This is a genomic window from Undibacterium sp. Ji83W, assembly GCF_049340385.1.
Taxonomy (GTDB): Bacteria; Pseudomonadota; Gammaproteobacteria; order Burkholderiales; family Burkholderiaceae_D; genus Undibacterium.
The window spans coordinates 1-11873 of record NZ_JBMPOZ010000010.1 but is presented as its reverse complement, the minus strand read 5'-3'; the positions used below and the strand labels follow the sequence as shown (position 1 = coordinate 11873).

The 11873-nt window shown below is 50.3% G+C and carries 10 protein-coding genes; 8 read left to right on the top strand and 2 right to left on the bottom strand.

The genetic code is table 11. The annotated features are described in order from the left end of the window. The first annotated feature begins 13 nt into the window (after nucleotides 1-13). The 5 genes from ACO0LD_RS17000 (at nucleotide 14) to ACO0LD_RS16980 (ending at nucleotide 5359) form a co-directional block, all read left to right on the top strand. Nucleotides 14-976 (top strand): D-alanine--D-alanine ligase, encoded by a 963-nt coding sequence (locus tag ACO0LD_RS17000; RefSeq protein ID WP_423008872.1) that lies wholly within the window; start codon nucleotides 14-16, stop codon nucleotides 974-976. 17 nt (nucleotides 977-993) lie between these two features. Then, on the top strand, nucleotides 994-1785 hold the full coding sequence (locus tag ACO0LD_RS16995; protein WP_423008870.1) for a cell division protein FtsQ/DivIB: 792 nt from the start codon (nucleotides 994-996) through the stop codon (nucleotides 1783-1785). After that, nucleotides 1782-3014 (top strand): cell division protein FtsA, encoded by a 1233-nt coding sequence (ftsA, locus tag ACO0LD_RS16990; protein WP_110255262.1) that lies wholly within the window; start codon nucleotides 1782-1784, stop codon nucleotides 3012-3014. Before ACO0LD_RS16995 ends, ftsA begins: the two co-directional genes overlap by 4 nt. A 124-nt stretch (nucleotides 3015-3138) precedes the next feature. Continuing rightward, nucleotides 3139-4338 carry a cell division protein FtsZ gene (gene ftsZ, locus ACO0LD_RS16985; protein ID WP_423009272.1) on the top strand — a complete coding sequence of 400 codons (1200 nt, stop codon included), beginning with the start codon at nucleotides 3139-3141 and terminating at the stop codon, nucleotides 4336-4338. A gap of 514 nt (nucleotides 4339-4852) precedes the next feature. Then, nucleotides 4853-5359, top strand: a complete 507-nt coding sequence (locus ACO0LD_RS16980) for a peroxiredoxin (protein ID WP_110255260.1) — start codon at nucleotides 4853-4855, stop codon at nucleotides 5357-5359. A gap of 76 nt (nucleotides 5360-5435) precedes the next feature. Here ACO0LD_RS16980 and ACO0LD_RS16975 read toward each other — a convergent pair whose 3' ends face one another. Beyond that, a complete protein-coding gene (locus ACO0LD_RS16975) occupies nucleotides 5436-5927 on the bottom strand; it encodes a GNAT family N-acetyltransferase (protein WP_423008868.1) in 492 nt (163 codons plus the stop codon). Nucleotides 5928-5998: 71 nt separating this feature from the next. Between ACO0LD_RS16975 and lpxC the strand changes: the two genes are divergently transcribed. Next, a complete protein-coding gene (lpxC, locus tag ACO0LD_RS16970; protein WP_423008866.1) occupies nucleotides 5999-6934 on the top strand; it encodes a UDP-3-O-acyl-N-acetylglucosamine deacetylase in 936 nt (311 codons plus the stop codon). Nucleotides 6935-6969: 35 nt separating this feature from the next. Here the strand turns inward: lpxC and ACO0LD_RS16965 are convergent, their stop codons facing one another. Further along, the gene (locus ACO0LD_RS16965) at nucleotides 6970-7473 is read right to left on the bottom strand and encodes a DciA family protein (protein WP_423008864.1); all 504 of its coding nucleotides are present in this window, start codon (nucleotides 7471-7473) and stop codon (nucleotides 6970-6972) included. An 82-nt stretch (nucleotides 7474-7555) separates the two neighbouring features. On the opposite strand from ACO0LD_RS16965, the gene ACO0LD_RS16960 reads away from it, so the two are divergent. Beyond that, the gene (locus tag ACO0LD_RS16960) at nucleotides 7556-8509 is read left to right on the top strand and encodes a M23 family metallopeptidase (RefSeq protein WP_423008862.1); all 954 of its coding nucleotides are present in this window, start codon (nucleotides 7556-7558) and stop codon (nucleotides 8507-8509) included. A 412-nt stretch (nucleotides 8510-8921) separates the two neighbouring features. Continuing rightward, complete coding sequence (secA, locus tag ACO0LD_RS16955) at nucleotides 8922-11681, top strand: preprotein translocase subunit SecA (RefSeq protein WP_423008860.1); 2760 nt, start codon at nucleotides 8922-8924, stop codon at nucleotides 11679-11681. Nucleotides 11682-11873: the final 192 nt, after the last annotated feature.

Here is an 11873-nt window from a genome sequence, read left to right as displayed (position 1 = left end):
TGATCAGATCATCATGAGCGAATTGAATTTGAAATCTCTGGGCAAAGTAGGCGTGCTGTTTGGCGGGCGTTCGGCTGAACGTGAAATCTCCATCATGTCCGGTACTGGCGTACTGCAAGCCCTATTGAGCAAGGGCATAGATGCCCATGCTTTCGACACGGCAGAACGCAGTATCGCCGAACTGGCAGCAGAAAAATTTGACCGCGTCTTCATCGCCCTGCATGGCCGCTACGGTGAAGATGGCAGTCTGCAAGGTGTGCTGGAGCAATTGAATATTCCTTACACTGGCAGCGGTGTGATGGCATCGGCAATCGCCATGGACAAGATTTTTACCAAGCGCATCTGGCAAACCTACGGCCTGAGCACACCTGCTTATGCCGTATTGACAGGTCAGACTGAATTGCGCCGCGTGCCGGATGAACTGGGTTTGCCATTGATCATCAAGCCGCCACATGAGGGTTCTACAATTGGCATTACCAAGGTCGTGGGTTATTCCGACATGCAGGAAGCCTATGCTCTGGCGGCCCAGTTTGATGAAGTGGTGCTGGCAGAAGAATTTGTTGAAGGTCGTGAATTGACAATCGCGATTCTGGGTAAGGGTGAGCAGGCGTATGCCTTGCCGATTACCGAGATCGTGGCACCCGACGGTAACTACGATTACCAGAACAAGTATTTTACTGACGACACACAATATATTTGCCCGGCAGTGCTGGAACAGGATTTGACGGATGCCATCCGCAAAATGGCTGTCGATGCCTACCGTGCTCTGGATTGCGAAGGCTGGGCCAGGGTTGATGTCTTGTTGCGCAAGTCGGATAACAAACCGTTTTTGCTGGAGATTAATACTTCTCCAGGTATGACCGGGCATTCGCTGGTGCCCATGGCAGCCAAGGCAGTTGGCATCAGTTATGAAGACTTATGCGTGGAAATTTTGAAGACAGCAAGCTTGAAAATTAAATCTGAACAAAAAAAGTAAACGAGTAAGAGTAAAAAATGTGGCATGACAGCAAGCTGATGAACAATACCGCGAATGCCCTGTTTGGGCTGGTGCTGTTCATCCTGGTGTTGTCCGGTGTGTGGTGGGTAATACAAAGGCCGCTTTTTACTTTGCGTGTGATCCGGGTGGAAGCGAGTAGTACAACAGACGGTATGGATTTGCGACATGTGAACTCACTCACGATCAGGAATACAGCTTTACCCAAGATCAGGGGCAATTTTTTTACCGCAAACCTGGATGCAGTGCGGACAGCATTTGAAGCAGTACCCTGGGTGCGCAAGGCCAGTGTGCAAAGAGAATGGCCCAACAAGCTCATCGTCACTCTGGAAGAACATGTGGCGCTGGGTACCTGGGGTGAAAACGGGCAATTGATTTCTGCCAAGGGCGATGTGTTCACCGCCAATCTGGCAGAGGCAGAAGATGATGCAGATCTGGTTGCTCTGAGTGGGCCAGAGGGTAGTGAAAAAGAAGTGCTCGCGCAGTATATGGAATTTAAAAACTGGTTTGCCAAGATCAGCCTGGCACCGGATGAAGTGAATTATTCCAGTCGTTATGCCTGGAGTCTGAAGTTGAATAATGGCATGCAGGTGCAATTGGGCAGGGTGCAGGATGCAACAACGCTCAAGAGCAGGGTGGATAAATTGATGACAGTTTACCCGCAACTGCTGGCCAGTTTGCAGGACAGTATTGAAAGTGTGGACATGCGTTATCCGAATGGCCTGGCGCTCAAATCGAGTCACAGTAATATCGGATCAAAAAAGCAAACAAAAGCAAGTGGAAAGACATGACAAAAGACGCTAAAAATCTGATCGTTGGTCTCGATATCGGCACCTCAAAAATTGTGGCGGTCGTGGCGGAAGTCATGCCTGACGGCAGGCATGAAGTCATAGGCCTGGGTCAACATGAATCCAAGGGGCTGAAAAAAGGTGTCGTCGTCAATATCGAGGCCACCGTCGAATCCATACAGCGCGCTTTGGAAGAAGCCGAGTTGATGGCTGACTGCAAGATACGCAATGTGTACACCGGGATCGCCGGTAGCCATATCCGCAGCTTTAATTCCAGCGGCATGGTGGCGATCAAGGATAAGGAAGTCACCGCAGCTGACGTTTCGCGCGTGATAGAAACTGCCAAGGCCGTCAATATACCGACTGACCAGCAATTGCTGCATACCTTGCCGCAAGAATTTATCGTTGATAGCCAGGACGATGTGCGCGAACCGATAGGTATGAGCGGCATACGTCTCGAAGTCAAAGTGCATATCGTCACAGGTGCTGTGTCTGCAGTCCAGAACATCGTCAAGTGTGTTCGCCGTTGCGGCCTCGAAGTATCTGACCTGATCTTGCAACCGATGGCCTCGGCAGAAGCAGTGTTGACCAAGGATGAAAAAGAGCTGGGCGTAGTGCTCATCGATATCGGTGGTGGCACGACTGACGTGGCGGTGTTCAGCGAAGGTGCGATACGTCATACCGCAGTGATACCGATTGCCGGTGACCAGATCACCAATGATATCGCTATGGCCTTGCGCACGCCGACCTCAGAAGCAGAAGAGATCAAGGTGCGTTTTGGTGTCGCCAAGCAGGTATTGGCTGACCCGTCCGACACGCTGGAAGTGCCTGGTCTGGGTGACCGTGGCCCGCGTTCTTTATCGCGCCAGGCTTTGGCCGCAGTGATAGAGCCACGTGTAGAAGAATTGTTTGCGCTGGTGCACCAGGTGGTGCGCGAATCTGGTTATGAAGATGTGCTCTCATCCGGCATCGTTTTGACAGGTGGTTCTGCTGCCATGCCGGGCATGGTGGAGATGGCAGAAGACATCTTTTTGAAACCGACCAGATTAGGCATGCCAGCGTACAGCGGGCAGTTGGCAGATGTCGTGCGCAGCCTGCGTTATGCCACAGTTTTGGGGTTGTTGTTGGAAGCGAAGAAGCAGTATTTGCGCGGTCATCTGGTCACTCGGCAAGAAGGTTCAGCCAAAGCGGTCTGGCAACGCATGAAAGAGTGGTTTTTAGGGAATTTTTAGCTTGTATTTTGTATCTAAATTAGTGTAGTCATTTTATAATAGTTCGATATACAGTTATTAGTCGCTAGTCGTCACACCCCGGTGATGCCTAGCGACTGATAACTGCCTACCTGGAGGAGTCATGATGGAGTTCGATATGGTTGATAACGCCACACAAGGCACCGTAATCAAGGTTGTCGGCGTAGGTGGCGCAGGCGGCAATGCGGTTCAGCACATGATCAACAAAGGCGTGTCCGGCGTTGAGTTCATAGCAGCAAACACAGATGCGCAAGCACTGTTGCAGTCTAAAGCAAACAATGTGATACAGATCGGCGAGACTGGTCTGGGTGCAGGCATGAAACCGGAAGTCGGCCGCAAGCTGGCGGAAGAGTCCCGTGCCCGTATTGAAGACGCATTGCGCGGCGCGCACATGGTATTTATCGCTGCAGGTATGGGCGGTGGTACAGGTACAGGTGCTGCTCCCGTAGTTGCGCAAGTCGCCAAGGAATTGGGTGCACTGACCGTGGCGGTGGTTTCCAAACCATTTTCCTACGAAGGTCAGAAATGCATGGACATCGCCGACGAAGGTCTGGAAGCCTTGTCCCAACATGTCGATTCACTGATCATTATTCTCAACGAAAAACTTGAAGAGATTTATGAAGACGACAGCATGATCGAATGGCTGCAGCATGCAGATGATGTCTTGAACAATGCCGTCGCCGGTATTGCCGAGATCATCAATGTGCCCGGCCATATCAACGTCGACTTCAATGACGTGAAAACGATCATGGGTGAACAAGGCAAGGCCATGATGGGTACGGCAACTGCCTCCGGCGTTGACCGCGCACGCATTGCCGCTGAACAGGCAGTTGCATCACCACTGCTGGACGGTATCGATTTGTCCGGTGCTCGTGGCGTGTTGGTGAATGTCACAGCCAGCCGTGGCCTGAAAGGTAAAGAGATCAAGGAAGTCATGTCTACAGTGCGCGCTTTTGCTGCACCGGATGCATCGATTGCCCAGGGTATCGCTTACGACGACAACATGGGTGACGATATCCGTGTAACGGTAGTGGCAACTGGTCTTGGCCGTGGCAAGAAAAATATTCAGCTGGTGCAAACACCAATGCTGCGTACCGGTACGCACAATGAAACAGTAATGGCCAGCCCTGTCATGACATCTGCCACCATCAGCACTGGTGCTGGAACTGGTTCAGCAGGCTTTGATGGCCTGAGCAAACCTGCAGTATGGCGCCGTGAATCTGCGTCAGAAACAGTACGTGCCCTGGAAAAAAATGGCATGGAAACTTACGATATCCCAGCTTTCCTGCGCAAACAGGCTGACTGATTTATCTGGTTTTTCTGCAAAACGCCAGCTTCGGAAGAGGCTGGCGTTTTTTATTTGGTAGATCGAAAAGCTAGACCAAAAGGCTCACCACAGAGACACAGAGGCACAGAGAAAGGCAAGAGAAATGCTGTGTTTGGTTAGGTATCAGACTTATAGCAAAGATTCTATTTTTGGTGAAGACAATACTTAAAAAAACTATTGGTTCGGCGCAGCGCGATATCAAGCACTTATTTCGATTGTTTTTCTCTTGCTCTTCTCTGTGGTGCAGCAGGGAATTCGCGCGGCATGCCGCGTGCCTGCGTAACGAAGTCTGCTTGCAAGCAGACTTCCTTCCTCTGTGCCTCTGTGTTGAGAGGTCTTAAGCCTTACTCTTTTAACCTCTGCAAGAAAATTCTAGCTCAGGCATACTTGCGTCCTTCACTGTCGGTGTTGATATGGCCCAAACTTCCTGCTTTTGGCGGAGGGGCATACAGCAAGGCAATGAATATCCGAATACTTATCTAGGGAGCATAAAATGACAATCAAGATTGGCGATACCCTGCCTGAAGGCAGCTTGGCAGAATTTATTGAAGTGGAATCAGAAGGCTGTTCACTCGGACCAAATACGTTCAAAGTCGCAGACCTGACCAAAGGTAAAACCATTGCGATTTTTGGCCTGCCTGGCGCGTACACGCCAACTTGCTCAGCCAAGCATGTGCCTGGCTATGTTGCACTGGCAGCAGATTTGAAAGCCAAAGGCGTTGATGAAATCTGGTGTATCTCTGTGAATGACGCATTCGTCATGGGTGCATGGGGCCGTGATCAAAAATCCACAGGCATCGTGCGCATGATGGCTGACGGCAATGCAGATTTCAGCAAAGCGTTGGGCCTGGATGCAGATTTCAGCAAATTCGGCATGGGCACTCGTTCCCAGCGTTATTCCTTGCTGGCTGTTGACGGTGTCGTCAAGCAATTGAATATCGAAGAAGGCGGCAAGTTTGAAGTGTCGAACGCAGAAACACTGTTGGCACAATTAGGCTAATCAGGTCTTCTGACTCGCATAAAAAATGGCGCGCAGTTTTTGAACTGAGCGCCATTTTTTTTACTATACGATATTTTTATTCAAGCGACTTGCTCATGATGTGTGACTGCACGCCATAACCCTGAGCTGCATAAAAATCCATGGCATTGCGGTTGAAGTCAAAGACTTCCAGCCTGATTTCCACTGCGTCATGCTGACGTGCCCAGCTAGTTGCGCCATCCATCAATAACTTCCCTATGCCGAGCTTCTGATGTGAGTCAGAAACCACGATAGTGCCTATGCGGCAGATACGGCGACGGTACAAGAAGGGGATGGTTACATTTTCATGCCAGCTCATGGTGATAAAACCCAGGACTTGCTCTTCATCGCAGGCCAGCAATGCACAGCCGACCGGGTTTTCAAACGTGCCGTGCCAGAACTGGCGGTCAAGTTCGCGATTCGGTTTTTGTACAAAAATTCTGGGGGCAGCAGCATGATGCTGGGCATTGATCTGGTCAGCAAGGTCGCACATGGCATCCAGATCAGTGACCGCTGCGGGGCGAATTTGAATTGTTGTTTTTGTATTCATTTTTAATATGTGAAACGGCTAATTTTCCTCACTCCTGCATGGGAAATTGCCTGAAACGCTATAATAGCGCGATGTTAAAGCAAAGAACCATCAAACAAGTAGTGAAAACCGTTGGCGTCGGCCTGCATTCTGGCACCAAGGTTGAACTCGTCATGCGCCCGGCACCAGTAGATACCGGCATTATCTTCACACGTACTGACTTGAATCCTCCCGTGGTCTTGCCAGCCCAGGCGCTGGCTGTGGGCGATACCCGCATGGCATCGACCTTGTCGAATGAACATGGCAAGGTATCAACGGTTGAGCATTTGCTGTCTGCCTGCGCCGGTCTGGGCATAGATAATCTGTACATTGATGTCAGCGCAGAAGAAATCCCCATCATGGATGGTTCGGCTTCATCTTTCGTCTACTTATTGCAGCAGGCTGGCATGCAGGAACAAGACGCGGCCAAGAAATTTATTCGTGTATTAAAGCCAGTAGAAATTCGCGAAGGCGCAGGCAAGTCGGAGAAATGGGCCCGACTGGAACCCTTCAATGGTTTCAAGCTGCATTTCTTTATTGAATTCAATCACCCGGCAGTCGATGGTACTGTGCAAACGGCAGAAGTTGATTTTGCTAGTGCCACCTTTGTACAAGATGTTGCCAGGGCGCGCACTTTCGGTTTCATGCAGGATGTGGAAATGCTCAGAGGCATAGGCCTGGCACGCGGCGGCTCCATGGAAAACGCGATCGTCATGGACGAATACCGCATTCTGAATTCAGATGGCCTGCGTTTTGATGATGAATTTGTGCGCCACAAAATCCTCGACGCCATTGGTGATTTATACCTGATCGGCCATCCCTTCCTCGCCAGTTACACTGCCCACAAGTCTGGTCACGGCTTGAATAACCAGTTATTGCGCGCTTTATTGGCCCAGCCCGATGCCTATGAAATCGTCAGTTTTGACGATCTGGACATGGCACCACCAACTTATGCCACGCAAGTAGACAGGGAGTGGGCACTCGCTTAAGGCCCTGGCTTTCGGCGCGTTTGTGGTCTGCTGATTCAGCTTTCAGATCGGTGGCGCTGTATCAAACGCCCCAGTGCGGCACGTAAGTCTGCATTCTGTGGCGTGTCTTCCAGCGCATGTTCCAACTGCCCAAAAGCCTGCAAAGCCTTGCCTGAAAAAGCTATTTGCTTTACGGCAACAGGTTTCTCCACGACACGCCTGACTTGTACTTTAATCCGGATTGCGTTAATCTGCCATCCCCGTTCTTGCAAAAATGCTTGCAGTTTCGGGCATTGCTGTTTCAATTTGGTCGCCAGTGCGGCATTCGGCGCGGAAAGCGTCAACTGTCCCTCCGTTACTTGCATAACCTCACAAGAGGCAAATATCGGCGGCAGTATGGACCCACAGTCTTTTTGCAGCTTCAAATTGCGCTGCACTGTGGGTAGCAGTTGGGAGATTCTCTCATTACTGCGCAAAAAGTCACCGGCTTCGCTGGCACCAGGCACTTTGCGACCGCGTTTAATGTTAATCGGATAGGTAGGGCGTGAGAATGTTGACATGCGCATTACCTTACCACAAACAGGACAGGCCAGCTCTCACAAGGAGCTATAGGTCATCCATCGTTTTCAGAGGAGCATATTGATGCAAATCATTTTGATGCACTCCCGTTTTACCCAGGCAAAGTCAGTGACTTTGTCTTCCCGTCACGTGGTTCTTGGTTTATTTGCATTTTTGCTTGTCATCACTTTCTGCGCTGCTCTGATGGCTGCCATGACCCTTAAACTGGCCAGTGCCGACTTGCCGCTTTTGCGCGATTTGGTGCCAGTAGCTGCAGCAAGTAGTGATACTGGCAATAAAGACAAGTTCATGAAAGAAAACCTGGCTGCCATGGCCGCCAAGCTAGGCGAAATGCAGGCGCAACTGATACGCCTTGATGCACTTGGTGAACGGGTGCAGGGTCTTGCAGGCGTCAAGCCAGAAGAATTCAATTTCAAGGAAATGCCAGGTCGTGGTGGCCCTGAAGTCTCTACCCAGCCAGCGCAGGAATTGAATCTGGCCGAGTTCCAGGCGGCTCTTGCTGCCATGTCCGTGGACATAGAACACCGTTCAGATTATATGAATGTGGTGGAAACCAAGCTCATGGGCTTCAAGGTGCAATCCAAGCTCTTACCCACCATCCAGCCGGTTAATGTTGCTTATAATGCATCTGGCTTTGGCTGGCGACTTGATCCATTTTCTGGCCGCAGTGCCTTTCATGAAGGCATCGATTTCTCCAGTCCCAGCGGTACGCCCATCGTCGCGGCTGCTGGTGGCGTAGTGGTGGCGGCCGAATACCATCCGCAATTTGGCAACATGGTAGAAATAGATCATGGTGGTGAAATCATGACCCGTTATGCCCATTCCTCCAAAATCTACGTCAAGCTCGGCGATATTGTGAAACGTGGCCAGCATATTGCTGACATTGGTTCTACGGGCCGGTCCACTGGTTCGCATTTGCACTTCGAGGTACATGTCAAAGGCGTGCCGCAAAATCCCCATAAATTCCTGTCTGCAGGGGCGAGTCAAGCCAATCTTGCCGCTGTGAACCAGAAGTAGGACATACGAAAAATTGCCCCAGCTGCGTTGCAGCTCCTAGTCGTACTATTTGTACTGCCGTCGTCGCTGTCGGTGTAGTTGGGGTTTCAGACAACATGTTGTCTGCCGACGTAACGAACCGCCCCTGCAAGGGCGATTTCTTAGAGCGATAGCCCTTGCTGGGGCAATTTTGCGTAAGTCCTATTGAGATTGCCGATTCAGTCACCAACTGCTAGCGCATGTCTGGGAATTGTTTGCCAGGAGCTCATGGTAATTGCTAAAAAATCTATTTTCTTGCTTAGTTGGCAGGAGAATTGCGCAATTACTGGTTAATTGAGTGTCACATGGTAAAATCACAGGTTATCCTAATGTTGTTGTCAAATTAAGCACTATTTCAACAATTTTTTTAAGAATTTAACTTTCCGTTCATAGCATGTCATTCCTGACCAAGATATTCGGCAGCCGCAATCAGCGGCTTTTGAAGCAATACCAAAAGACGGTGCGTGAAATCAACGCATTGGAACCCAAGCTGGAAGCCTTGTCGGACGAGGCTTTGCAAGCCAAGACTGCGGAGTTCAAAGCACGTGTTGCGAACGGAGAGACACTTGATGCCATCCTCCCGGAAGCTTTCGCAGTCTGTCGCGAGGCCAGTAAACGCGTCTTGAAAATGCGTCACTTTGATGTGCAGATGATAGGTGGCATGGTTTTGCATTACGGCAAAATTGCTGAAATGGGCACGGGCGAGGGTAAAACCCTGATGGCGACCCTGCCAATTTACCTGAATGCCTTGTCGGGCAAGGGCGTGCACGTTGTTACCGTCAATGATTATCTGGCGCAGCGCGATGCTGAATGGATGGGCCAATTGTATGGCTGGCTGGGTCTGACTACCGGCATCAATCTGTCGCAACTTGATCACGACGCCAAGCAGGCAGCTTATGGCTCTGACATCACTTACGGCACAAATAACGAATATGGTTTCGATTATCTGCGCGATAACATGGTCTATGAAGCCAAAGACCGTGTACAGCGCAGCCTGAATTTTGCAGTCGTCGATGAAGTAGACTCGATTCTTATCGATGAAGCCCGTACGCCTTTGATCATTTCTGGTCAGGCTGAGAATCACACCGAGCTGTATTACAAAATCAATGAAGTACCAAAACTGCTGACACTGCAAATCGGTGAAGAAACACCGGATGGCAAAGGCAAGATTGAAGTGCATGGTGATTACACCAAGGACGAAAAAGCCCATCAGGTCTTGCTGACTGAAGCGGGTCATGACAAGGCAGAGAGCATCCTCACGCAAATGGGATTGCTGCCTGAAGGTGCATCGTTATATGACGCTGCCCACATCACGCTGATCCACCATTTGTATGCTGCCCTGCGCGCGCATGCACTGTATTTCAAGGATCAGCACTATGTGGTGCAAGACGGTGAAATCGTCATCGTTGATGAATTCACTGGTCGCATGATGACAGGCCGTCGCTGGTCTGATGGCTTGCACCAGGCGGTTGAAGCCAAAGAAGGTGTGCGCATCCAGAATGAAAACCAGACTCTGGCATCGATCACTTTCCAGAATTATTTCCGTATGTACTCCAAGCTGTCAGGCATGACAGGTACGGCGGATACTGAAGCCTATGAATTCCAGGAAATCTACGGTCTCGAAACCGTGGTCATTCCACCCAACCGTCCTTCGCAACGCAAGGACAGGCAGGATCAGGTCTACAAGTCTGCGCAAGAAAAATACAATGCCATGCTGGTGGATATCCAGGATTGCTACGAGCGTGGCCAGCCAGTGTTGGTGGGTACGACTTCGATTGAAAATTCTGAACTCTTGTCCGACATACTGACCAAGGCCAGTTTGCCGCACAATGTCCTGAACGCCAAACAGCATGCCCGTGAAGCAGAAATCATTGCCCAGGCTGGTCGTCCAAAAGCCATCACTATTGCTACCAATATGGCGGGCCGTGGTACGGATATCGTGCTCGGTGGTAATGTCGCCAAGCAAGTGCAAATGATAGAAGCCAATGACGCTTTGTCTGATGCAGACAAGCAGGCGCAATCGCAAAAACTGCGCGACGAATGGCAATCCCTGCATGAGACTGTTGTCAATGCCGGCGGCTTGCACATCGTTGGTACTGAGCGCCATGAATCCCGCCGCGTTGATAATCAATTGCGTGGACGTTCTGGCCGTCAGGGTGATCCGGGTTCTTCCCGTTTCTATTTGTCGCTCGACGATACTTTGCTGCGTATTTTTGCGGGTGACCGTGTCCGTGCCATCATGGACAGGCTGAAAATGCCTGAAGGCGAACCTATCGAAGCAGGCATCGTTTCCCGCTCTATAGAATCCGCGCAACGCAAGGTCGAAGCACGTAACTTTGATATCCGCAAGCAATTGCTGGAATACGATGACGTTGCCAATGATCAGCGTAAAGTGATTTACCAGCAGCGTAATGAATTGCTGGAAGCGCAGGACATGGCAGAACTGATTTCTTCGCTGCGTCATGGCATGTTCGAAGATATCGTACGTGAATATGTACCAGCAGAATCAGTCGAAGAACAGTGGAATATCCCTGGCCTGGAAGCTGTTTTGCGTGACGAATGGGCGCTGGATTTGCCACTGACGCAAATGCTCAAAGACGATGCCAATATCACGGATGAAGATATTCTGGAGCGTGTGCAAAAAGCCGCCAATGAAGTGTATGACGCAAAGATCGCCATCGTTGGTAAAGAGTCTTTTGCCGGTTTCGAGCGCAATGTCATGCTGCAAAGCATAGATACCCACTGGCGTGAACATCTGGCGGCGCTGGATCATTTGCGTCAGGGTATACATCTGCGCGGTTATGCACAGAAAAATCCTAAACAGGAATACAAGCGCGAAGCGTTCGAACTGTTTGGCCAGATGCTGGAAGCCATCAAAAGCGAAGTGGTCAGGACCGTGGTTACGGTGCGCATACAATCCCGTGAAGAGATTGATGCGGCAGAAGAAAGACTGGCACAGTCACAGATTGAAAACGTCCATTATCAGCACGCTGATTTTGATGCAGATGCAACGCCTGAAGAAATGCTGGCACCGCTGGCAGATTTTGGTACTGACCAGCCAGAAATCAATTACGCCCTGAAGGTAGGTCGCAATGATCCTTGCCCTTGCGGCAGTGGCAAAAAATTCAAGCAATGCCACGGCAGGCTGGCTTGATCGATCTGCTGGCTAGTAAGTGATCATGGAAAAGGGGCGATATATTCGCCCCTTTTTCTATCTTATGACCCGTCCTGATTAAAGTTGACACTTTTCTAGAACCGGAAAGGAAAGTGAGATGGACACAGGGATGCGCAGGAGTCAGCGAGATTACACGCTGACTTTTAAATTATCAGTAGTAGAGCAAGTAGA

What these genes read in the sequence shown, in the direction of transcription:
- ACO0LD_RS17000 (WP_423008872.1), top strand. Translation starts at nt 14, where the DNA reads ATGAGCGAATTGAATTTGAAATCTCTGGGCAAAGTAGGCGTGCTGTTT.
- ACO0LD_RS16995 (WP_423008870.1), top strand. Translation starts at nt 994, where the DNA reads ATGTGGCATGACAGCAAGCTGATGAACAATACCGCGAATGCCCTGTTT.
- ftsA (WP_110255262.1), top strand. Translation starts at nt 1,782, where the DNA reads ATGACAAAAGACGCTAAAAATCTGATCGTTGGTCTCGATATCGGCACC.
- ftsZ (WP_423009272.1), top strand. Translation starts at nt 3,139, where the DNA reads ATGGAGTTCGATATGGTTGATAACGCCACACAAGGCACCGTAATCAAG.
- ACO0LD_RS16980 (WP_110255260.1), top strand. Translation starts at nt 4,853, where the DNA reads ATGACAATCAAGATTGGCGATACCCTGCCTGAAGGCAGCTTGGCAGAA.
- ACO0LD_RS16975 (WP_423008868.1), bottom strand. Translation starts at nt 5,927, where the DNA reads ATGAATACAAAAACAACAATTCAAATTCGCCCCGCAGCGGTCACTGAT.
- lpxC (WP_423008866.1), top strand. Translation starts at nt 5,999, where the DNA reads ATGTTAAAGCAAAGAACCATCAAACAAGTAGTGAAAACCGTTGGCGTC.
- ACO0LD_RS16965 (WP_423008864.1), bottom strand. Translation starts at nt 7,473, where the DNA reads ATGTCAACATTCTCACGCCCTACCTATCCGATTAACATTAAACGCGGT.
- ACO0LD_RS16960 (WP_423008862.1), top strand. Translation starts at nt 7,556, where the DNA reads ATGCAAATCATTTTGATGCACTCCCGTTTTACCCAGGCAAAGTCAGTG.
- secA (WP_423008860.1), top strand. Translation starts at nt 8,922, where the DNA reads ATGTCATTCCTGACCAAGATATTCGGCAGCCGCAATCAGCGGCTTTTG.